This is a genomic window from Collinsella sp. CLA-ER-H11 (genome assembly GCF_040092445.1).
Classification (GTDB): Bacteria; Actinomycetota; Coriobacteriia; order Coriobacteriales; family Coriobacteriaceae; genus Collinsella.
Genome location: NZ_JBBNLN010000003.1, coordinates 22,801 through 45,725, shown reverse-complemented (window position 1 = coordinate 45,725; position 22,925 = coordinate 22,801). Strand labels below are relative to the sequence as shown.

General features: G+C 59.6%; 19 protein-coding genes. 18 read left to right on the top strand and 1 reads right to left on the bottom strand.

Features of this window, described 5'->3' with window-relative positions:
• Window positions 1–14: 14 nt before the first annotated feature.
• The 4 genes from ftsH to AAAX35_RS02975 all read left to right on the top strand — a co-directional run bounded on the left by ftsH (window position 15) and on the right by AAAX35_RS02975 (window position 3,891).
• Window positions 15–1,904, top strand: coding sequence for an ATP-dependent zinc metalloprotease FtsH (gene ftsH / locus AAAX35_RS02990; RefSeq protein WP_349116701.1), 1,890 nt, complete (start codon window positions 15–17; stop codon window positions 1,902–1,904).
• A 90-nt stretch (window positions 1,905–1,994) separates the two neighbouring features.
• Window positions 1,995–2,486, top strand: a complete 492-nt coding sequence (locus AAAX35_RS02985; protein WP_349116700.1) for a helix-turn-helix domain-containing protein — start codon at window positions 1,995–1,997, stop codon at window positions 2,484–2,486.
• A gap of 20 nt (window positions 2,487–2,506) precedes the next feature.
• A complete protein-coding gene (locus AAAX35_RS02980; protein ID WP_349116699.1) occupies window positions 2,507–3,358 on the top strand; it encodes an IS3 family transposase in 852 nt (283 codons plus the stop codon).
• Window positions 3,359–3,444: 86 nt separating this feature from the next.
• Window positions 3,445–3,891, top strand: a complete 447-nt coding sequence (locus tag AAAX35_RS02975) for a DUF523 domain-containing protein (RefSeq protein WP_349116808.1) — start codon at window positions 3,445–3,447, stop codon at window positions 3,889–3,891.
• Window positions 3,892–3,941: 50 nt separating this feature from the next.
• On the opposite strand, the gene AAAX35_RS02970 is transcribed toward AAAX35_RS02975, so the two are convergent.
• Window positions 3,942–5,024 (bottom strand): iron-containing alcohol dehydrogenase family protein, encoded by a 1,083-nt coding sequence (locus AAAX35_RS02970; protein WP_349116698.1) that lies wholly within the window; start codon window positions 5,022–5,024, stop codon window positions 3,942–3,944.
• Window positions 5,025–5,509: 485 nt separating this feature from the next.
• Here AAAX35_RS02970 and ileS point away from each other — a divergent pair, with 485 nt between their 5' ends.
• The 14 genes from ileS (at window position 5,510) to mltG (ending at window position 22,924) form a co-directional block, all read left to right on the top strand.
• A complete protein-coding gene (gene ileS, locus AAAX35_RS02965; protein ID WP_349116697.1) occupies window positions 5,510–8,314 on the top strand; it encodes an isoleucine--tRNA ligase in 2,805 nt (934 codons plus the stop codon).
• 290 nt (window positions 8,315–8,604) lie between these two features.
• Complete coding sequence (lspA, locus tag AAAX35_RS02960) at window positions 8,605–9,132, top strand: signal peptidase II (protein ID WP_349116696.1); 528 nt, start codon at window positions 8,605–8,607, stop codon at window positions 9,130–9,132.
• Window positions 9,132–10,145 carry an RluA family pseudouridine synthase gene (locus AAAX35_RS02955; RefSeq protein WP_349116695.1) on the top strand — a complete coding sequence of 338 codons (1,014 nt, stop codon included), beginning with the start codon at window positions 9,132–9,134 and terminating at the stop codon, window positions 10,143–10,145. The genes lspA and AAAX35_RS02955 overlap by 1 nt, the downstream gene beginning before the upstream one ends.
• Window positions 10,146–10,227: 82 nt before the next feature.
• Entirely contained in the window at window positions 10,228–11,523 is a 1,296-nt protein-coding gene (locus tag AAAX35_RS02950; protein WP_329737977.1) for a glycosyltransferase family 2 protein, read from the top strand.
• Window positions 11,524–11,604: 81 nt separating this feature from the next.
• Window positions 11,605–12,027: a prepilin peptidase gene (locus AAAX35_RS02945; protein ID WP_349116694.1), complete on the top strand. Its 423-nt coding sequence runs from the start codon at window positions 11,605–11,607 to the stop codon at window positions 12,025–12,027.
• 31 nt (window positions 12,028–12,058) lie between these two features.
• A complete protein-coding gene (locus tag AAAX35_RS02940) occupies window positions 12,059–13,306 on the top strand; it encodes an HD domain-containing protein (protein ID WP_349116693.1) in 1,248 nt (415 codons plus the stop codon).
• Between the two features lie 59 nt (window positions 13,307–13,365).
• Window positions 13,366–14,715: a replication-associated recombination protein A gene (locus tag AAAX35_RS02935; RefSeq protein ID WP_349116692.1), complete on the top strand. Its 1,350-nt coding sequence runs from the start codon at window positions 13,366–13,368 to the stop codon at window positions 14,713–14,715.
• Window positions 14,716–14,808: 93 nt separating this feature from the next.
• The gene (locus AAAX35_RS02930) at window positions 14,809–15,402 is read left to right on the top strand and encodes a hypothetical protein (RefSeq protein ID WP_349116691.1); all 594 of its coding nucleotides are present in this window, start codon (window positions 14,809–14,811) and stop codon (window positions 15,400–15,402) included.
• Entirely contained in the window at window positions 15,395–15,772 is a 378-nt protein-coding gene (locus AAAX35_RS02925; RefSeq protein WP_349116690.1) for an ATP-binding protein, read from the top strand. Before AAAX35_RS02930 ends, AAAX35_RS02925 begins: the two co-directional genes overlap by 8 nt.
• Window position 15,773: 1 nt before the next feature.
• Window positions 15,774–16,565: an RNA polymerase sigma factor SigF gene (locus tag AAAX35_RS02920; protein WP_117564127.1), complete on the top strand. Its 792-nt coding sequence runs from the start codon at window positions 15,774–15,776 to the stop codon at window positions 16,563–16,565.
• On the top strand, window positions 16,562–17,974 hold the full coding sequence (locus tag AAAX35_RS02915) for an AI-2E family transporter (RefSeq protein ID WP_349116689.1): 1,413 nt from the start codon (window positions 16,562–16,564) through the stop codon (window positions 17,972–17,974). The genes AAAX35_RS02920 and AAAX35_RS02915 overlap by 4 nt, the downstream gene beginning before the upstream one ends.
• A 440-nt stretch (window positions 17,975–18,414) precedes the next feature.
• Window positions 18,415–21,072 (top strand): alanine--tRNA ligase, encoded by a 2,658-nt coding sequence (alaS, locus tag AAAX35_RS02910; RefSeq protein ID WP_349116688.1) that lies wholly within the window; start codon window positions 18,415–18,417, stop codon window positions 21,070–21,072.
• Window positions 21,073–21,081: 9 nt separating this feature from the next.
• Window positions 21,082–21,510, top strand: coding sequence for a Holliday junction resolvase RuvX (gene ruvX / locus AAAX35_RS02905; protein ID WP_118237444.1), 429 nt, complete (start codon window positions 21,082–21,084; stop codon window positions 21,508–21,510).
• A gap of 73 nt (window positions 21,511–21,583) precedes the next feature.
• A complete protein-coding gene (gene mltG, locus AAAX35_RS02900) occupies window positions 21,584–22,924 on the top strand; it encodes an endolytic transglycosylase MltG (protein ID WP_349116687.1) in 1,341 nt (446 codons plus the stop codon).
• Window position 22,925 lies beyond the last annotated feature (1 nt).

Sequence of the window (22,925 nt, the reverse complement as noted above, 5' to 3'; positions counted from 1 at the left end):
TGGAGTTCAAGCAGATGGAGATGAATGACAACAAACGTAGACGGAATATGATCCTCTACGTGCTCATCGCCTTCGTCGTCTACCTCGTGCTCTCGACCGTTCTGTTCCCCAACATCGGTCACACGCAGCAGATTACGAAGACCGATTACTCGACGTTTGTCAAAGCGCTCGATAAGAAGAGTGTCGACAAGGTCGAGTACAACACGGACGATTACACCATTTATTACACCAAGAAGGGCGAGGACGAGAACGTCGCCTACAAGACGACCGGTGTGCCGAATGACGCGGGCTTTACCGATCGCGTGCTTGAGTCCGGTGCTTCGCTGGAGTCGGTCGTTCCCGATAAAAACTCGGGTCTGATGACCTACTACCTGCTCACACTCATCCTTCCCATGGCGATTTTCTTCCTCATCGGTTGGTGGCTCAATCGTCGCATGAAGAAGGCCATGGGCGATGACGGTCCGTCGATGAACTTTGGCGGCGGTTTTGGCGGCGGCGGATTGGGCAAGTCCGGTGCTCGCGTTATCGCCTCCAAGGATGTGGGCGTGACCTTTAAGGACGTCGCTGGCCAGGAAGAGGCCAAGGAGTCCCTCAAGGAGGTTGTCGACTTTCTGGAGAAGCCGCAGCGCTACGAGGAGATCGGCGCCAAGCTGCCGCGCGGTGCTCTTCTTGTGGGCCCTCCGGGTACCGGTAAAACCCTGCTCGCCAAGGCTGTCGCCGGCGAGGCGGGCGTTCCGTTCTTTAGCATTTCGGGCTCTGAGTTCGTTGAGATGTTTGTCGGTCGCGGCGCCGCCAAGGTACGCGACCTGTTTAAGCAGGCCAAGGAAAAGGCCCCGTGCATCGTGTTTATCGACGAGATCGATACGATCGGCAAAAAGCGTGACGGCGGCGGCTTTAGCGGCAACGACGAGCGCGAGCAGACGCTCAACCAGTTGCTGACCGAGATGGACGGCTTCGACAACCACAAGGGTATCGTCGTGCTCGCTGCCACCAACCGCCCCGACAGCCTTGATCCTGCCCTGCTGCGCCCCGGTCGTTTTGATCGCCGCATCCCCGTTGAGCTCCCCGACCTGACCGGCCGCAAGAACATCCTCGAGCTGCACGCCAAGAGCGTGAAGACGCAGCCGCCGATCGACCTGACCGCGATTGCCCGCGCCACGCCCGGCGCCTCGGGCGCCGACCTGGCCAACATCATCAACGAGGGTGCCCTGCGTGCCGTCCGCGAGGGCCGCAAGCGCGCGACCCAGGATGATTTTGAGGAGTCGGTAGAGGTCGTCATCGCCGGTCAGCAGCGTAAGTCCACGGTGCTGTCCGACCACGAGAAGCAGGTCGTTTCTTACCATGAGATTGGCCATGCCATTGTTGCCGCCCGCCAGAAGGGCTCCGCGCCGGTCACCAAGATCACCATCGTGCCGCGCACGAGCGGTGCTCTGGGCTACACCATGCAGGTCGAGGAGGACGAGCGCTTCCTGACGACGCGCCAGGAGGTTCTGGACAAGCTCGCCGTCTACTGCGGTGGTCGCGCGGCCGAGGAACTCATCTTTGGCGAGATGACGACCGGCGCCGCCAACGATATCGAGCAGGCTACCAAACTCGCCCGCAACATGGTGACGCGCTTTGGTATGTCCGATGAGTTTGGCATGATGGCGCTCGGTACCGTGCAGAACGCGTACCTCAACCAGGATACGTCGCTCACCTGCGCCCCCGGTACGGCCGAGCGCGTGGACGCGATTGTCGCCAAGCTGATCGAGGATGCGCACGACCGCGCTCTGCAGATCCTGAAGGAGAACAAGTTCAAGCTCCACGAGCTGGCTCGTTATCTGTACAAGAAGGAGACGATCACGGGCGAGGAGTTCATGAATCTCCTCACGCGCGAAAATCCGCTGATGCCTAAGCAACAGTAGCGTTGCGTTCGGGACAGTAAATATCGACGCCCCATTTGAGTGCCTTGAACTGCCTCCCATTTCTTGGACACGAGAAATGGGAGGCTTTTTATGCGTGTCGACTTGAGGGTGAAGCACGACATCGAGGCCAGGAAGGCGGCGATCGGGCTCTTCGAGCGAGGCCACGGCTACAAGTCTGCGGCGAAGGCGCTGTCGGTCCCGCGCGGAACCGTGAGACAATGGCTCTGCGTATACCGGTCGTTCGGAAGCGAGGTGCTGCTATCCATGGACGGCAAGCAGGCCAGGTACACATACGAGCAGAGGGTCGCCGCAGCCTCCGCCGTGGTCGACGGCGGCATGACGAAGGCCGAGGCGATGGCGGCGTTCGGCATAATGTCGATGTCGCCGCTCAAGAGATGGTGCGCGCTCTACCGCCGGGGCGGCGCGGAGGCCCTGCGCCCGAGGCCCAAGGGCCGGCCGAGCGGTTCCAAGGCGAGGCCGCGGACCCGCGAGGAGGAGCTCGAGGAGCGCTGCCGAAGGCTCGAGACCGAGGTGGCCTACCTAAAAAAATTGCGTGCCCTGGTCGAGAGGGACGGGCTCTGACCAGGGCGAAGGTCGAGGCCGTGAGGGTCCTGCGCGAAGAGGGGCACGGGCTGGGGCGCCTGCTGGAGTGCGCCGGCATGGCCCGGTCCAGCTACTACTACGCGCTGTCGCACCCGAAGGCTCCCACCAGGCCCGAGCTCTGGGAGGCCGCCGCCGAGATATTCTCGCGCGCCGCCAACGGGTGCGGCCACAGGCAGATCGCCATGTGCCTGCGCGCCGAGCGGGGCGTGCGCATAGCCGACAAGACGGCGCTGAAGATGATGCGCGAGATGGGCATCAGCTGCGGGATCCGCCGCGAGACCGACTACCACAGGTACAACTCGTACAGGGGCAAGGTCGGAAAGACCTTCGAGAACGTCATCGGGCGCGACTTCGCCGCCGACGGGCCGTGGGAGAAGATGGGCACCGACGTCACCGAGTTCAAGCAGCCCTGGGGCAAGGCCTACTTCGCGCCGGTCTACGACTTCGGCAGCAAGGAGATCGTCGCCTGGTCGACGTCGCTGCACCCCAACATGGCTCAGCAGCACGAGCTGCTCGACCAGCTCGTGTCCAGGAAGCCCAAGGGCTCCAGGCCGGTCCTGCACTCGGACATGGGCTGGCAGTACCAGCAGGCCGGTTGGTGCAGGCGGCTGGAGGAGGCCGGCGTGGTGCAGAGCATGTCCCGGAAGGGCAACTGCATCGACAACGGCGCGACGGAGCAGGTGTTCGGCCACATCAAGGACGAGTTCTTCCGCGGAAGGACGTGGCCGGACTTCGAGTCCTTCAAGGCGGACCTCGACGACTTCGTGGTCCATTGGAACACGAGGAGGCGCCAGGTTAAACTGAAGGGACTGACCCCGGAGGAGTTCCGGAGACAGTCCCTTGCGGCGTAGTTCTTATTTAAGCCGTCCAGGTTTTGGGGTGCAGTTCACCTATCTCAAATGGGGCGTTTTGCTTGAGAGGGATGCATTTGAAGATCGTGGTGAGTGCCTGTTTGATGGGCGAGAGCTGCAAGTATAACGGGTTCGACAACTACCACCGCGCGTTGGTCGAGGCCTGCGAACGTACGGGGACCGAGGTCCTCTTGGTGTGCCCTGAGGTCTTTGGCGGCCTGCCCACACCGCGCGATCCCTCCGAGATCGTGGACGGCGAGGTCCGTACCTGCGAGGGCATCTCGGTCGATCGCGAGTTTCGCCTGGGTGCCCAACGGGCGCTCGACATGTGCGAGCAGGCGGGCGGGCCGTCCGAGATTGCTGCGTGCGTCTTGCAGGACCGCAGTCCCTCTTGCGGCGCGGGCCGCATCTACGACGGCACCTTTAGCGGTACGCTCACCGCGGGCAACGGTGTTTTTGTCGACCTGCTCCTGCGCAATGGGTACCGTGTGATCCAAGCGAGTGAATTCGATCCCAGCATGCTGGAGCAATAAAAAACCACCACAAAGGTGCCTGTCCCCTTTGTGGTGGTTTTGGGTTAGAGCTAGAGCGTGTGGCCGTAGGCGTTGGCGGCCTTGATGGCGGCGGCGAACTTTTCGTCGGTGAAAGGCTCGGGGTTTCCCTGCTTCCATTCGTTGGTGGCATGCGCGTGCTCGCATAGGGCAGGGATGTCGGCCTCGGAAAGCCCGACCTGCTCAAGCGTCACGGGCAGGCCCATCTGCTTGTTAAAGGCGGCATAGCGCTCAAGGTTCTCGGTATCGTCCGTATAGGCAAACAGCACGAGCACGCCCAGGCTCACGACCTCGCCGTGCAGATAGGTTCCCTCGCGCGGAATGCTGCACGTCGCATTGTAGAACGCGTGCGCCACGCTCGAGTTGTAGTAGTAATCGTTTTGGTTGGTCAGGTTCGAGACATAGCCCGTGTTGACCACGATGTCGAGTGCGATCTGCTTAACGGCTTCGCTCGACAGGTTCTTGCGTACGTCCTCAAGACCCTGGACGCCATAGGTAAACAGCGGCTCGGAGCAGGTGTGGGCAAGTGCCAGGCCAAGTCCGGCGGTGTGCTCCAGGTTGCCGGCGCTCGTAGCGTATTCGACCTCGGGCTGCTTGGACAGGGCATCGCCCACGCCGGCCCAGAAGTATTCTGCCGGTGCCTCGGCGATGATCTTGGGGTTGATGAAGATATGCGCCGGTCGGTTGGGGTACGAATAGCCCTCGAGCGAGCCGTCGTCGTTGTACACGACGGCAATGGCGGTTGCGGCGGAGCAGTTAGAACAGATCGTCGGGACCGTGAAGACGATCTTCTTGAGCTCGATGGCCGCCGTCTTGACCGTGTCGAGTGCTTTGCCGCCGCCGCAGGCAATGAGCACGTCGGCTTTCTGGCAGGCGGGGGAGTTTATGACCTTGGCGATATTGGCGCGTGTGCTGTTGGTACCGTAGACGCGCGTTTCCAGAATCTCGACGTCGGTATCTGCCAGCGCAGCTTCGATACCGGGAAGTGCTGCGGCCAGTGCCCGCTTGCCTCCGATGATCGCGACCTTTGTTGCTCCGTACTCGGCCAGCGCGCCGGGCAGCTCGTCAAAGCAGTCCTCGCCGACGGTGTAGTCGCTCATTCCAATCGTGCGCATAGCAACCTTCTTTCGTTCGATAGAGTGCTTTCAGGTATTTTGCTCCTAGAGAAGGGCTGTAATAGCGAGAAATTTCGAACGTATAAAACCAGTGTTGAGGGTTTTTCGCCGGCGCGGAACGTGCTAGCATACTCCGCATAAGCGTTGATGGGGACGAGTAGTCGGCCATCCGCATGCTACAGAGAGCGGGGAGCGCTGAGAACCCGTGCATGCGACCGATGAAAATCACCCCGGAGCTGCGGTCCCAACGGACGTGCCACACAGGCACGTCTTAGTAGATATCGCCGAGATGGCCGTCGATACAGGCCAGCCGAGTAACGGATGCGAGCGCGCTAGAAGCGGGCGAGGGCATCTAAGCTGGGTGGTTAAGCGAAGAGCTTTTGCGGGCGCACAGCCCGTTTTGTGGCGCTTCGTCCCAGCTTGTAGGGACGGGCGCCTTTTTGGTGCCCAACGGGCGTGTGCGCCCACGATATGAAAGGGGTACCGTGGCAAACGAGTACAAGCAGACGATGAATCTGCCCAAGACCGGTTTTCCCATGCGTGCCGGTCTTTCCAAGTCCGAGCCTAAGCGACTCAAGGACTGGCAGGACAACAAGGTCTACGAGCAGGTTCTGAAGAAGAACGAGGGTCACAAGAAGTTCGTGCTGCACGACGGCCCTCCGTACGCCAACGGTCCGATCCACATCGGCCATGCCATGAACAAGATCTCCAAGGACATGATCAATCGCTACTGGATGATGCAGGGCTATGAGGTTCCCTATGTCCCCGGTTGGGACTGCCACGGCCAGCCGATCGAGCACAAGGTCGAGGAGAAGCTCGGCACCGAGAAGTTCAACCAGACCCCCACGGCCAAGATCCGTGAGCTCTGCAACGAGTTCGCTGTCGAGAACATTGAGCTGCAGAAGGCCGGCTTCCGTCGTCTGGGCGTGCTCGGCGACTGGGACAACCCCTACCTGACGCTCTATCACCAGCACGATGCTGCCGACATCGAGGTCTTCAAGGCCATGTTCGTTAAGGGCATGATCTATCGCGGCCACAAGCCGGTTCACTGGTGCAAGCACTGCCACACCGCGCTGGCCGAGGCCGAGATCGAGTACTCCGACGAGACGAGCCCCTCCATCTTCGTTCGCTTTGAGATGACTTCTAAGCCCGCCGGCCTCGAGAACTTCGACGGCCCAGTTGACTTCATCATCTGGACGACTACGCCTTGGACCATCCCCTCCGACCAGGCCGTTTCCCTTAAGCCCGGCGCCTCCTACGTCGCCGTTGAGCACGACGGCCGTGCCGAGGTCATGCTCGAGGACCTGGCTCCCAAGTGCTGTGAGGAGTTTGGCTGGGAGTACACCCCGGTCATGGTCGACGGCAAGCCCTATGTGGTTCCCGCTGAGACCTTCCACCACATCCACTACAAGCAGCCGATCTTTGACGGTGTTGAGGGCGTGGCACTGCTGGCCGATTACGTCGGTGTCGATGACGGTACCGGTATCGTACACAACTCGCCCGGCCACGGCGTCGACGACTACTTTGCCTGCCTCAAGGAGGGCATCACCGACATCTGCATGCCGGTCGATGACGACGGCAAGTTCTACACCGGTGAGGAGTTTGGCACCGGTGGCCCCTTCAGCGGTATGGATACCGATGAGGCCAACCCGCACATCATCGAGTTCCTGCGCGAGCGCGGCACCCTGGTCCTCGAGAAGAAGATCACGCACAGCTATCCGCACTGCTGGCGCTGCAAGCACCCGGTGCTCTTCCGTGCTACCGACCAGTGGTTTGTCTCGATGGACAAGACGGGTCTGCGCGAGCAGGCTGGCAAAGAGGTTCGCGAGAACGTCAAGTGGTATCCGGCCCACGCGGCCAACCGCATCGGTGCCATGGTCGAGCAGCGTCCCGACTGGTGCATCAGCCGTCAGCGCAACTGGGGCGTGCCTATCCCGAGTTACACCTGCGCCGACTGCGGCGAGAAGGTCATGAACGACGCCACGCTCGACGCCGTCATCAAGCTCTTCCATGAGAAGGGTTCCGACGCCTGGTTTACCGACGCTCCCGAGAGCTACCTAGGCGAGGCCTGCGTCTGCCCCAAGTGCGGCGGCCATCACCTCAAGGCCGATAAGGACATCCTTGACGTGTGGTGGGACTCCGGCGTGTCCTGGAAGGCCGTCTGCGAGTATCGCCCCGAGCTTGAGTACCCGGCGGACGTGTATCTCGAGGGCTCCGACCAGCACCGCGGTTGGTTCCAGAGCTCACTGCTCACCTCGGTGGGCGCCAACGGCCATGCTCCGTACAAGGCCGTCGTCTCGCAGGGCTTCACGCTCGACGGCCAGGGTCGCAAGATGTCCAAGTCGCTCGGCAACGTCATCGACCCCAATAAGGTCTGTGACGAGATGGGCGCCGACATCATTCGCCTGTGGGTTGCCTCCGTCGACACCAGCTCCGACGTTTCCATCGACCACGAGATTCTCGCTCGTACGTCCGATGCCTACCGTCGTTTCCGCAACACGTTGCGCTTCTTGCTCTCCGAGCTCGAGGGTCAGTTTGAGCCCGAGACCGACGGCGTCGCTTTTGCCGACCTGCTGCCGCTCGACAAACTCATGGTTGCCCGCCTGACTCAGGTTCAGGCCGAGGTCGACGACGCTTACTCTTGCTACGAGTTCCCGCGCGCCTACCGTGCGCTCTACGACTTCGTGGTTACCGAGCTTTCCAATGTGTACCTCGACGCCCTGAAGGACCGTCTGTACTGCGAGAAGCCCGGCTCGCTTGAGCGCCGCAGCGCCCAGACCGTGCTCGCCGAGCTTTTCTCGATGCTCATGCGCGACCTGCAGCCGATCTTGTCCTACACCGTCGACGAGGCCATGGCCTATGCGCCCGCCGGCTGCGTCGATCACCAGAAGTACGCCGCGCTGCTCGATTGGTACAAGTCGCCCATCACGGTCGACGAGGCCAACGAGTTTGAGGGCGTGCTCGAGGCCTCGCTCGAGCTCCGTAGCGCCGTGACCAAGGCCCTTGAGGATGCCCGTTCTGCCGGCACCTTCACCAAGAGCCAGCAGGTTCGCGTCAAGGCGGTCGTTCCCGCCGAGATGTATGCGCTGCTGACCGGCGACAAGGCCGTCGACCTCGCCGAGTTCTACATCGTCTCCGATGTTGAGCTGACCCAGGGCGAGGAGCTTTCTGTTGCCATCGAGGCTGCCGAGGGCGAGTGCTGCGACCGTTGCTGGAACTATCGCACCACCGTCGGCGAGTACAACGGCCACGCTCACATCTGCAAGCGCTGCGCAGAGGCGCTGAACTAGTCGTTGGGGACGTTCTTAAATGACTAGTCAAACAAGAACGTCCCCAATGACTACCTGTGTCACATTCAAGCGGCATTCTGTTTTTCGGAATGCCGCTTTCTTTTTATGCTGGTTATTTATCTGGCGTTAGCGAATATGTCGTGCGCCCTGCGTGTGGCAATATAAGATGGTTCATTGCGTTAATCGTAATTCGATGATCTTGAGGGTAGGGGATTTCTTTGGGTCGTGGTGCGGATAAGACGCCGCCTTTGCGTTGGCGGTTGGGTGTTGCTGGCGGGGTGGCGCTCGTTGTGCTGCTTGTTGACCAGCTGACCAAGTTTGCGGTTCGTGCCGTGGGCGATTCCCTGCATATGACCGTTATCCCCGGCGTGATCGATTTTCTGTTTGTCCGCAATATCGGAGCTGCCTTTAGCATGGGTGAGGGCCATGGCATAGCGTTTGCCGTACTGGCGCTTGCGGTTATAGTCGCCATTGCCGTGTACCTGATTCGCGCGCCTCAGCTCGCTCGCCTGGAGGTCATAGGTATGGCAATGGTTGCGGGCGGTGCTATCGGCAACGCGATCGATCGCCTGGCCATGGGCTTTGTGACTGATTTTATTGCCACTACCTTTATTGATTTCCCCGTCTTTAACGTTGCGGATATCGGTATTACCGTGGGTGTCGTGCTCGCCCTCGTTGGTTACATGTTCTTAAGTCCCGCCGCTCGCGAGGTCGATGCGACGGCCGAGCTCAATGCCCGTGACGAGGCCCGCGCTAAGCGCAAGGCCCAGCAACGTGGGGAGCGTGCCCGCAAGATTCGCGAAAGGAATGAGCGCTAATGGCAGACATTCATATTCTTGTTGCCGAAGATTCCGCTGGCCAGCGTCTCGACGCCTATCTGGGCGCTAACGACGGCTGCCCCACGCGCTCTGCCTGCGCGCATCTAATCGAGGGAGGCGCCGTCGCCGTCAACGGCGAGACCTGCCTGTCTAAAAAGTACGCCGTGCGCGCTGGCGATCGCATTTCGGTCGACCTGCCCGAGCCGCACGATCCCTCCGATGTGATTCCCGAGGCCATCCCGCTCGACATTCGCTACGAAGACGACTATCTCATTGTGCTTTCCAAGCAGCGCGGTCTCGTGTGCCATCCTGCTCACGGCCACGAGAGCGGTACGCTTGCGAACGCCCTGGTCTACCACTGCGGCATCGACCATCTTGGCACCGTGCAGGGTGAGGACCGTCCCGGTATCGTGCACCGTCTGGATCGGGATACCTCGGGCCTCATGCTCGCGGCAAAAGATGACGACACCCAGCGCGCGCTCCAAAATCTCATCCGCACGCGTACGCTCGATCGTCGCTATATCACGCTTGTTCACGGCCACATTGCCATGGACGAGGGAACCATTAACACCGGTATCGCCCGCTCTACGCGCGATCGCGTCAAGATGGCGGTGTCCGACGATCCTTTTGCGCGTCAGGCCATCACGACCTTTAAGGTGCTCGAACGCTTTGATTCCACGCGCTTTGACGACGGCTATACGCTCGTGGAGTGCCACTTGTTTACGGGCCGTACGCATCAGATCCGCGTGCACATGCGTCATATCAATCACGCCTGTGTGGGCGATCCACTCTATGGTAAGTGCGATGCTCGTGCCGACCAGGGTCTGAACAGGCAGTTCCTGCATTCCTGGCGCGTGGCGTTCGATCATCCGGTAACGGGGAAACGCATTGAGTGCCGTGACGAACTGCCCTGGGATCTTGCCGCGGTTCTTGACGACTTAGCCCCGCGTTCGCTTGGCCGCACTGCCGCCGGCGACGAAATCGTCCCGCAGCTCGGTCTGCTCGAAGCCTAGCCAGTATTAGGTGGTTTCTTGAACTCGGTAAGCCTGCGGTAAGATATACGATTGTTTACGTAACGCGTTGCTGGGAGCCTGCATGCTCGCCTTTTTACAAACCAACACACCCATCGTGATCTTCAACCAGATTGTCGTCACGCTGCTCACGGTCTGCTTCCTGTACCAGGTGGTCTTCTTTGTCATTGGCGCTCTTCGTGGCGAGGTCGCGCCTCCCAAGGCCAAAAAACTCCACCGTTATGCCTTCTTTATCGCGGCGCATAACGAGGAGGCCGTGATCGCCAACCTCGTTCGCTCCATCAAGGATCAGGACTATCCGTCCGAGCTTATCGAGGTCTTTGTGGTCGCCGACGCCTGCACCGACAACACGGCACAGCTTGCGCGCGAGGCGGGCGCCATTGTCTATGAGCGCAACGACCTTGCCCGCAAGGGTAAGAGCTGGGTCATGGACTTTGGTTTCGACCGCATTCTCAACGAGTATCCCGATACCTTTGAGGGCTATTTTATCTTCGATGCCGATAACGTCATCTCCCGTGATTACGTTTCCAAGATGAACGATGCTTTTGACCAGGGCTTTCATGTGGTCACCAGCTACCGCAACTCCAAGAACTTCGGCAGCTCGTGGATCTCGGCGGCTAATGCCACGTGGTATCTGCGCGAGGCGCGCTTCCTTAACAATGCGCGTAATATCTGCAAGACTTCTTGCGCTGTATCGGGTTCGGGCTATCTCATTTCTGCCAGTGTCATCGAGGGCATGCACGGCTGGCAGTTCCACACGCTGACTGAGGACATTCAGTTCACCACGTTCTGCGCCATCCACGGCATCCGCATCGGTTATGCGCCGGCGGAGTTCTTTGACGAACAGCCCGTGACGTTTAAGGCTTCCTGGAAGCAGCGTATGCGTTGGACTAAGGGCTTCTACCAGGTATTCTTTACCTACGGTAAGCACTTGGTCAAATCGACCTTCCGCTACCATCGCTTTGCCGCCTATGACATGTTTATGACGATCGCCCCGGGTATGCTGCTATCGCTGATCTCGATGCTCGCCAATGCGACGTTCCTGATCGTGGGTGGTCTTTCGCATGGCTTTTTGGCTACCGAAGTCGAGATGCAAGCCTGCGCCGCTTCGCTCATTTTGACCTTCGCCATGATGTATCAGACGTTCTTTATCCTGGCGTTGCTCACGACCATCTTTGAGTATAAGCACATTCACTGTGCGCAAAAGTGGCGTCTGGTGACCAACCTGTTTACCTTCCCGATCTTTATGTTCAGCTATATCCCCATTACGGTGGCGGCGCTGTTCCTGAAGGTTGACTGGGTGCCGACACAGCACGCCGTAAGCGTTACCCTCGACGAGGTCATGCAAGGCGCCAAATAACCAGCATCAAAACCACTACAAAGGGGACAGGTCCCTTTGTAGTGGTTTTTGCGTTTGAGCTGCTGCCCAAGGAGGTGTTAGATGGTCTATATTCCGTTTTGGATTTGCATCTTTGCCGGCGTGGCGATTGATGCCCGTGAGCGTCGGTTTCCGAATGAGCTTGCCGGCGCGTGTGCCGTGGCGGCGTTAGCAGGCGTTTGGCTCGACAGAGGTGTTAATACGGCGCTTGACCATGCCGGTCTTGCGGTCATCGTCTACCTTGCCCTTGTGCTTACTGAGTCACTCTGGCGTCGTGTTCGCCACACCCCCGGCATCGGCATGGGGGACGCCAAGGCGCTCTTCGCGCTTTGCACGCTCGACCCTATGGGCGGCATCGTGGCATTTGCCATCGCGCTTCTGGTCCTTGCCCTCTCTTGCCTCTTCACAAAATCGCTCTCCCTGCCATTGCTGCCATTTTTGGTGCCGATATTTGCCATAATCGAGGTCGTGGGCTGCACATTGTAACCGATTGCGCATCCTTCTTAAGGAGCATGCCATGGCAACTAATCAAGAAACGGCCGTCATTAAGGCGCGCATGGACCGTATTCCCTCGGCGTTGTCGCCCGAACTTATCGAGCGCATTTCCGCCGATCGTGCTTCGGGTGCCGTCAACCCGTATCGTTGCAACGACGACCAGGTCATTCGTCGTATTGATCGCGCTGCCGACAAAGGCACGCTTATGCGTCCGGCCTTTATGCGCGATACCGAAAAGATTCTTCATCTGCCCGCATACACCCGCTATGCAGGAAAAACGCAGGTCTTTAGCTTCCGTAGCAATGACGATCTGTCGCGCCGCGGTTTGCACGTGCAACTTGTATCGCGTATCGCACGCGATATCGGTCACGCCCTGGGGCTCAACTGCGATCTGATCGAGGCGATTGGCCTGGGCCACGACTTGGGACACACGCCCTTTGGACATGCCGGCGAGCGATTCCTCAACGATATCTACCACGAGCGCACGGGTCGCTACTTTTTCCATAACGTGCAGTCGGTTCGTGTGCTCGATGCGCTGTATGGACGCAACGTGTCGCTCCAGACGCTCGATGGCGTGCTGTGCCATAACGGTGAGTACGAGCAACGCGTGTTTGAGCTCTCGGATATAGGTTCCTTTGACCAATTCGATCAGACGGTTGAGGACTGTATTGCCAAGGGATATAGCGCAATTGAACACCTGCGTCCCATGACGCTCGAAGGCTGCGTGGTCCGCATCTCGGATATCCTTGCCTACGTTGGGCGCGATCGCCAAGACGCCATTGCGGCGGGCCTACTGGCGCCCGATGCTTTTGACGATGGCCTGGGTGGGGCATACAACAGCTGGATCCTGACGCATGCCTCCATCGATATCGTTGAGCACAGCTATGGCAAGCCGCGCATCGAGATGAGCGAGGAGCTGTTTGAGGAAATTCGCCGAGCCAAGCGCGAGAACTACGTAAAGATCTATAGCAAGGGCGGCATCGAAGGCGACTCCGAAGCGGAGCTGCGCGAGGCGTTCGAAAAGCTCTACGACCGTTGCCTTCAGGATATAAACGAAGGTGACGAGTCCTCGTACATCTTTAAGCATCATATTTCTCGCATTGAGCAGCAGCTTTCCTACTACGATCGCGCCTATGTCTGGCAGGATGACAAGGATCAAGCGGTGGTGGATTACATCGCGAGCATGACGGACGGCTATTTCTGCGAGCTCACGAGCAAGTTGTTCCCGGGATTGAAGTTTCCGCACCGTACCTATATTAACGAACGGTAGTTCGTATCTTTAGGTATACTGTTGGTGAAAAACGTTTTTGATTGATGCACGGGATGGCTATGGACGACCTATTTTCTGCCTCGACGCGCGAGCGTTCCTTTAAAAATGCGCCGCTCGCGGTGCGCATGCGCCCCAATTCGCTCGACGAGTACGTGGGTCAGCAAAAGGCCGTCGGTAAGGGCTCGTGGCTGCGTGCTGCGATTGAGCATGACGTGCTGTCGAGTGTGATTCTGTATGGGCCGGCCGGTACGGGCAAAACGACGCTGGCCCACATTATCGCTAACCATACCAAGAGCGAGTTTGTCGAGGTCAGCGCCGTGACGGGTACCGTGAAGGACCTGCGTCGCGTGATTGACGAGGCCAAGACGCGCCTGAATACCTACGACCGCCGCACCATTCTTTTCATTGATGAGATTCACCGCTTCTCCAAGTCGCAGCAGGATGCCCTGCTGCATGCAGTTGAGAACCGTACCGTCATAATGATTGGCGCCACGACGGAGAATCCGTACTTCGAGGTCAACTCGGCGTTGCTCTCGCGCGGTCGCGTGGTGGAGCTTGAGCATCTTAAAGACGAGGATATAGCCACACTCATTGAGCGTGCGCTCGAGGCTCCGCAGGGTTTGAACGGCAAGTTCTCGGCCGATGAGGATACGGTTAAGACCATCTGTACGCTGGCAGCGGGTGATGCTCGCTCAGCGCTCACGACGCTCGAGCTTGCGAGTGAGATTGCCGTAACGCGTCCCGACACTGAGGGAACGCCAGCGCCGGCGGCGGGGGAGCGCTATCCCATCACTGTAGACGACGTGAAGATTGCCAACCCGCGCCGTGGCTTTTCGTACGACAAAAACGGCGACATGCACTACGACATCATCAGTGCGTTCATCAAGTCCATGCGCGGCAGCGACCCCGATGCCACGATCTATTGGCTCGCGCGCATGATTGATGCGGGGGAGGATCCCAAGTTTATCGCTCGCCGTATTATGATTCACGCTTCTGAGGATGTTGGCAACGCCGACCCGCAGGCGCTTTTGGTGGCGCATGCCGCGTTTAAGTCTGCCGAGGTCATTGGGTATCCCGAGTGCCGCATTAACCTGGCTCAGGCCGCTCTGTATGTGTGCTTGGCGCCTAAATCCAACGCGTGTGAGGCCTCGATCGATGCGGCGCTGGCCGATATCCATTCAAGTGGGCTTCGCGAGGTGCCGAGTTATCTGCGCGATCGTCATCGCCCGGGCAGCGACGAATACGGTGTGTATAAGTATCCGCATGATTATCCCGAAGGCTGGGTCGATCAGCGCTATTTGCCCGAGGGGCTGGAGCGCGGTGCGTTTTGGCAGCCTGCGGGCCGCGGCTGGGAAGAGTGGCGTGTTGAGCAAAGCGAACGCGACCGTAGCGGTAACGCGCCCAGGTAGGTCCTTGGACCTCGCATATTCCCTTTGGGTATCTTCCCCTTCTTTGGGGTACCATGAAAGTCGTCTGTATTTCGATTCTTTCGGGAGGCTTGTATGAGTCCCATTCAAATCGCCCTGCTGGTGCTTGCCATTGCCGGTGTGTGGGCTATCGTTGAGCTCGCGCTTACCTTGCGCAAGACCCGCAACGCCGTTGATTCGCTCGATAAGACCGTAAGCGTTCTCAGTAACACCATCGCCGAGGCTCAGCCTGTGGTGGCAAAGCTCGATGGCGCCGTCGATGAGCTTACGCCGGCACTTGCCCAGGTGGAGCCGCTGCTCAAGTCGAGCAAGACCGCGGTTGACGCCCTTACCTCCAATCTTGTAGAGGTCGAAGCCGTGGTTCGCGACATTTCCGAGGTCACGGGTAGCGTGGCCGAGGCAAGCAACGCTGTGTCGAGCGTGACTGATTCTGCTGCTGGCGCCGTGCAGAAGCTCTTCAATAAGGTGAAGGCTCCTGCAGCCGACGCCGATCGCAAGCTCGCCGCTGCCGCCGCCGTGGCCGAGCAGCCTACCGAGCGCGTTCTGATTGGTGAGGCTGAGGACGAGGCCGCCGATGGTGCGGATGCGGCTCAGAAGCCCGCAGCCAAGCCTGCTCAGTATTACACCTATACGCCCGCCGAGACCTCCGAGGAGTCCTGCGATGAGTAGCGAAGCAACCTGCCCTATTACGCTGACTGTTGCCGGGGATCCGCGTCTGGCACGCCTCGTGCGTATGACGGCGGCCAACGTCGGCGCGCTGTGCTCCATGTCCGTCGATCGCATCGAGGACATTCGTATGGCTGCCGAGGAGGCCTTTATCTTTGGCTGCACGGCTGTTGATTCCGATGACATCATGATCAGGTTCGATGTCGATGAGTCTCACGTTGGCATGAACTTTACCTTTGGCGATCGGGCCACCGTCGACGAGGATGACCAGGCTGCCGTGTATGCCGAGCTCATTCTGGCGAGCGTGTGCGATTCCTACGAAAAGACTGAGGCGCCCCTGACGCTTTCCCTCGACCTCAAGGCGGATATCTAATATGACCGAACGTTCCCGGAGCGGTAAGACCGCTTGGGACAAGGAGAAAACCCGCGAGCTGTTTCGTCGCTATAAAGAGACTGGTGATCCGGACGCACGCGAGCAGCTCGTCATGTCCCATATGAACCTGGTAAGGTTTCTTGCCAACAAATTTAAGAACCGCGGTGAGCCGCTCGACGACCTGATGCAGGTCGGATACCTGGGTCTACTCAAGGCAATCGACCGCTTTGATCCCGAGCGCGGACTCGAGTTCACCACGTTTGCCACGCCCACCATCCTGGGCGAGATCAAGCGTCACTTCCGCGACAAGGGCTGGAGCGTGCGCGTGCCGCGTCGTCTGCAGGAGCTTTCTGCCAAGGTCAATCAGGCTACCGATAAGCTCACCAACGAGCTACAGCGTTCGCCCAAGGTTGAGGAAATCGCCGAATACTTGGACGTGACTGTCGACGAGGTACTCGAAGCCATGGAATCGTCCTCGGCTTACACCTCGGTGCCCATCGAGGCTCCCGGCGCGTCCGATTCCGACGATGCGCCCTCGATTCTCGACCGCTATGCCGATGACGACAACGAGCTCGACTTTACCGATGACCGACTGGTAATCGAGGAAGCCATCCGCGATTTCTCGCCGCGCGAGCGCGAGGTTATCGAGCTGCGCTTCGTAAAGGGCATGACCCAGATCGAGATCGCCAAGAAGCTGGGAATCTCGCAGGTGCAGGTCTCGCGCCTGCTGCGTCGTACCCTTAAGAAGATTCAGGACAAGATCGACCCCGATGGAGTGATGGTTCGTTCATGAGTGAGCACCCCCAACAAACCGACCGCACGCTGCGCGATACCCGTATTCTGACGCTTCGCATTTGGTCCGTCGTTGGCTGTATCGTCATCGCCGCCGTCATCTTTAACCTTATGGGCATCCTGGCGCCGGTTATCGAGTTTCTAGCTGTCGGCTCCATCATCGCTTTTGTGATGTCGCCGATCACTAACTGGCTTGAGCATCACGGCGTCGGTCGTGGCATCGGTTCGCTTATCGCCCTCATTGTGGTTGTTGCCGTGCTTGTTGGTGTCGTTTGCATCCTGTCGCCTATTTTGCTCGGTCAGATTATGGAAGTCCTGAGCCGCCTGCCTGAGCAGCTTCGTGTTGCGGGCGGCGATCTCAACGAGATGGTCTCGCATTTCAAGACGCTCAACAACACGCCGCTCAAAGAGTATCTGGATGATAATCTTTCTTCGCTTGTCACTGTGGCGTCTAAGTATGTCTCACAAATCGCTGCCGAGCTTGGTCGCGGTGTATTCCCGCTTATTACCAATACGGCCTCCCAGCTGTTCGTCATCTTCCTCGGTCTGGTACTTGCCTACTGGCTTGCCTGCGATTACCCCCGTATGCACCATGAAGTCTGCACCATCATTGGTCAGGAAAAGGAGACCTCGTACCGCTTTATGGTCGCCATCCTTTCACGCTCGGTCGGCGGTTATATGCGTGGCATGGTCGTGACGTCCATCTGCGGTGGTATCCTCGCTTTTATCGGCTTTACGCTCATTGGCCATCCATATGCAGCGCTCATGGCCATATTTACCGGCATTATGCACTTGGTCCCGGTTGTCGGTCCCTGGGTGAGCGCGGCGATCGCCACGGTGCTCGGCTTTATGTTCAGCCCTATGCTGGCATTGTGGACGCTTGTCGTGACCATGGTGGCTCAAAACGTCACCGACAACGTCATTTCGCCTAAGGTCATGCAGAGCTCGGTCCAGGTGCATCCTGTCATGAGCCTGACGGCGCTCGTCATCGGTTCGGCGCTCATGGGTCCCATCGGCATGGTCATCGCCATCCCGCTGTGCGCGGCCCTCAAGGGCATCTTCGTTTACTACTTTGAGAATGAGACCGGTCGCCAGCTCGTGGCATACGACGGCGCCGTGTTTAAGGGCACGCCGTATCGCGATGTCGAGGGCAACCCGGTCGCCGCCTACGACGCGCTCGGCGACGATACGTTCATCTACGAGTCCGAGCTCATCGGCAACGAGACTGCGCCCGAGGCCAAGGCCATGCCCAAGCCCGAGCTCGATAATCCCTGGATGAAGCTCTCGGGCCTTCAGCCCGATGCTACGGGCTTTTTCAAGAATCCCTTCGCCAAAGACGACGATTCCAATATGGACGACGACACCAAAACCGGCATCGACGGCTCCATGGACGATTCGGATTCCAAATAGGCACCGCTAGCGTTTCTTGAAGTTGTAAATGACAAGAAACGCGAGCAAAGCGATTGATAAGGGGCCGGCTACATAGAAAAAGAGAACGTCAATTACGCGTAGAGTGTAACAAGCTTTATCGCCGGACATTACTGCATACAATACGTAGCCAAAGGCTGGTTGGTTTGCATACCAGCAAGAGAAGGCCAAGAGCGCTAAAAGTGCTACAACCAGAAGTGCATTCAGGACAAATCGTTTGCTTTTCATCGATCGCTCCTTCCGGGTGAATCTTATATGTAATTCTACAGCAGTCCTTTTTCAAAGGATCGCGCAGTACTACATAACGTGCACTTTCGCTGGAGGGTCGCTGTTTGGCGGCCCTCTTTTTTGCACTGGCGCGGCGGGATGGTAATATCGTTACGTTTGAACTGTTTCGATGTGAAACCGAGGAGATTCCCTCTATGAGTGCTGACTACCCGTCAATGACTACGGCCGAGATCCGCTCCAAGTTCCTCAACTTCTTTGAGGAGCGCGGTCTTAAGCTCTATCCTTCTTCGTCCCTTGTTCCCGACGACCCCTCGCTGCTGCTTGCCAACGCCGGCATGAACCAGTTTAAGGAGTACTACCAGGGCAAGAAGGCCATGAAGGAGATCGGCGCGATCTCCTGCCAGAAGTGTGTCCGCACCAACGACATCGACTGCATCGGCGAGGACGGCCGTCACCTCTCGTTCTTTGAGATGCTCGGCGACTTCTCCTTTGGCGGCGTCTCCAAGCAGCAGGCTTGCGCTTGGGCCTTCGAGCTTATCACCAAGGAGTTCAAGCTGCCGCTCGACCGCCTGTACTTCACCGTCTTTACCGAGGACGACGAGACCCACGACGTGTGGCGCTCCCTGGGCGTTGCCGAGGATCACATCTCGCGCCTTGGCGAGGACGACAACTTCTGGGCCGCTGGCCCCACCGGTCCCTGCGGTCCGTGCTCCGAGATCTACTTTGACATGGGCGAGGAGGTCGGCTGCGGTAGCCCCGACTGCAAGCCCGGCTGCGACTGTGACCGCTTCCTTGAGTTCTGGAACCTCGTGTTTACCCAGTACGACCGCCAGGAGGACGGCTCCATGCCGGAGCTGCCGCACCGCAACCTCGATACGGGCATGGGTCTGGAGCGCATGGCCGCCATCATGCAGCACAAGACCGCCAACTACGACGGCGATCTGATGCAGCACCTCATCAAGCTCGGTGAGAAGATCAGCGGCAAGACCTATGACGCCGACGATTACTCCGGCGCCAGCCGCTCGCTGCGCATCATCGCCGATCACTCCCGTGCCGTCGACTTTATGATCTCGGACGGCATCCTGCCCGGTAACGAGGGCCGCGAGTACGTCCTTCGCCGCCTGCTCCGCCGCGCCGTGTTCCACGGTCGCCTGCTGGGCATCGAGGGCGCCTTCCTGACCAAGTTCATCGACGAGGTCAACGCTCAGATGGGCGAGGCCTATCCCGAGCTGCTCAAGAACGTCGCACTCGTCAGGGGTATCGTCGCCTCTGAGGAGGAGCGCTTCTCCACGACGCTCGACAACGGCCGCGTCTACCTGGACGAGGCCCTGGCAGCGCTTGCCGATGGCGCCGTGCTCCCGGGTGATGTCGCCTTTAAGCTGCACGACACCTTTGGTTTCCCCATCGACCTGACCGTCGAGATTGCCGGCACCGCCGGCCACGACGTCGACATGGACGGCTTTACCGCTTGCATGGAGGACCAGAAGGCCCGTGCTCGCGCCAATGCTAAGGGCGACGCCTGGGGCAGCTTCAACGATGTGTGGGTCGAGCTTTCGGACAAGGTCGCTGCGACCGAGTTCGACGGCTACGACAACGACGTCATTGAGGGCGCCAAGGTTGTGGCCATCGTGCGCAACGGCGAGTCCGTCGAGTCCGCTGCGGCGGGCGAGGATGTTGAGGTTGTGCTCGACCGCACCCCGTTCTATGCCGAGATGGGCGGCCAGCAGGGCGATGCCGGCGAGCTTTCCGCCGAGGGCGTTTCGCTGACCGTTTCCGATACCAAGAACCACAACGGCCTGTATGCCCACGTTGCGCACGTCGCCGAGGGCACGCTGACCGTCGGTGCTACCGTGACCGCCGCGCTCGACGCCGAGCGCCGTGGCTTCCTGCGCCGCAACCACACCGCCACCCACCTGCTTGACGCCGCCCTTAAGCACGTCCTGGGCGAGCATGTCTCTCAGGCCGGCTCGCTGGTGACGTCCGAGCACCTGCGCTTTGACTTCACGCACTTTGAGGCCCTGTCCTCCGAGCAGCTCAAGGCTGTTGAGGACCTGGTCAACCAGCAGATTTTTGCATCTAAGCCGGTCGTGACCCGCGTCATGGGCATCGACGAGGCCAAGGCCGCCGGCGCCGTCGCCCTGTTTGGCGAGAAGTATGGCGACGTCGTCCGCGTCGTTTCCGTGGGCGCCGAGGACCAGCCGTTCTCCCGCGAGCTCTGCGGTGGTACGCATGCTGCCAACACTGCCGAGATCGGCCTATTCAAGATTATCTCCGAGTCCTCCACGGGCTCGAACGTCCGCCGTATCGAGGCCGTTACCTCTAAGGGCGCCCTCGACTACATGGCCGACCGCCTGGCACTCGTTGACGCCGCTGCCGCTGCGCTCAAGTGCCGCGTTGACGAGGTTCCCGCTCGTGTGGAGAACCTGCAGGCCGAGCTGCGCGAGACGTCTAACAAGCTCAAGAAGGCGCTGACCGGTGGCTCCTCCGACGCTATCTCCAGCGCCATCGAGGGTGCCGTCGAGCTCGACGGCTATAAGCTCGTCGTCGCTGAGCTCCAGGGCCTTGAGGCCGCCGACCTGCGCAACGTTTGGGATACCGTGCACCAGAAGGTCGCCGGTCCCGTTGCCTGTGTTGTTGCCAGCGTGACCGAGAAGGGCACCCCGGCCCTGCTCGCCGCCGGCTCCGATGACGCCGTGAAGGCCGGTTTCCACGCCGGCAACGTGATCAAGCAGATCGCGGGTCTGGTCGATGGTCGCGGTGGCGGCCGTCCCAACATGGCCCAGGCCGGTGGCAAGAACGCTGCCGGTATCGCCGATGCCCTCGCGGCCGCCAAGACCGCGCTCGGCGCCTAAGTAGTCGCTGTGGTCGCGCTCGCGCTGGACATAGGGGAGACCAGGATCGGCATCGCCGTCTCGAGCCGTGATGGCAAGATGGCGATGCCCGTCAAGGTGCTTCCGGCCGCTGAGGTTACCGGTATGGCCAAGACGTTCCGTTACCTGGTCGAGGACTATGAGCCCGACATCTTGGTAAGCGGGCGTCCCCTGACCATGGCCGGCGAGCCTGGCCCCCAGGCCGAGCGCGTTGCCGCCATAGCGCAAAAGATCGCCGACGAGCTCGATCTTCCGCTGGAGTTTGAGGACGAGCGCCTGTCCTCGCAAGAGGCCAAGCGTATCCTGCGCGAGCAGGGACTCAACGAAAAGCAGATGAGGGGCAAGATCGACATGATCGCCGCCAGCCTGTTCTTGCAGACGTGGCTCGATCGCAAAAACGAGGAGGTTTCGCATGTCTAGCGCTTTCGATCCGCGCCAGCCGAATCGTACACGACAGCCTGCGCCACGCCCTGTATCGTCCGGTCAGCGTCCGATGCAACCGACTCAGCGCGCGGCCCAACCCGCCGCACGTTCGGCGCAGCCCTCTTCTTGCCCCACTCAGCCCACTCAGCGTCCAGGCCAGCAGCCTGTTCGTCGTCCTGCTCAGCAGTCTGCTGCCCATACAGCCCAGCCCGCGGGCGGTTCCCGCTTTAAGCAGCAGGCTCCTGCCCAGCGTACGCAGGGACAGGCACCGCAATCACGCTCCCACGCACATCATGCTCATGGCTCGCACGGCGTTGCTCCGGCCACGCGCTCGAGCTATAACACGCGCGCTCGCCGTGGTGCCCAAAAGAAAAGCTCCCCGGTGCCTATGATTATCGGTGGCGTCGTCGCCGTGCTTGCGCTTGTCGCGATCGTTTTCTTTGTCGTGCCAGCTGTCAAGGGCTTTTTTGCTGGTGAGGATGCGAAAGTCACTGCTGGCCAGCAGGTTACTATCACTATTCCCGATGGTGCCTCGGGTGACAGCATCGCTTCGATTCTCTCCGAGAACCATATCGTCGAAAATCCCAAGGATTATTACGCGGCGGTCAAAAAGCTCAACGCCGACATGTCGCTCAAGCCCGGCACCTACTCGTTCACCACGCTCATGGACGCGACCGAGGTCGTTCAGCAGCTTATGGAGGGCCCCAATGCGGGCTCCGATGCACTGACTATTCCAGAGGGCCTGACGGTTGATCAGATCGCCGATCGCGTGGCCAAGGCATACGACAGTATCTCCAAGGAAGACTTCCTCAATCAGGCAAAGGCCTCCAACTATGTGAAGGACTATAGCTTCCTTGAGGGCGCTGCAAACGATTCGCTCGAGGGCTTCCTATTCCCCAAGACCTATTCGTTGGGTAAGAAACCGAGCGCCGATGATGTGATTCGCGCCATGCTCGATCAATTCAACACCGAGTACAAGTCGCTCGATTTTGCCGGCTGCGAGGCCAAAATCAAGGAGCGCTACGGCGTGGGGATGTCCGATTACGACATCATCAATCTCGCTTCCATCGTTGAGCGCGAAGGCCTCAACGCCGAGCAGCGCGCGCATGTCGCCTCGGTGTTCTACAACCGTCTTGCCGGCAAGCTCGATGGTCTGTGCTACCTCAATAGCGATGCGACCATGATGTATGTCACCGGCGGCGAGGTTACCGCCGACGACCTGCAGAGCGATAGCCCGTATAACACCTATAAGCATGAGGGGCTGCCGCCCACGCCCATCTGCTCTCCGTCACTCGAGGCGCTCAAGGCAACCCTTGAGCCCACCGACTCCGATGACCTGTATTTCTACATTACGCAGGACGAGGAGTATTTCTCTCAGACCTACGAAGAGCACCAACAGTCTTGGAATTAAA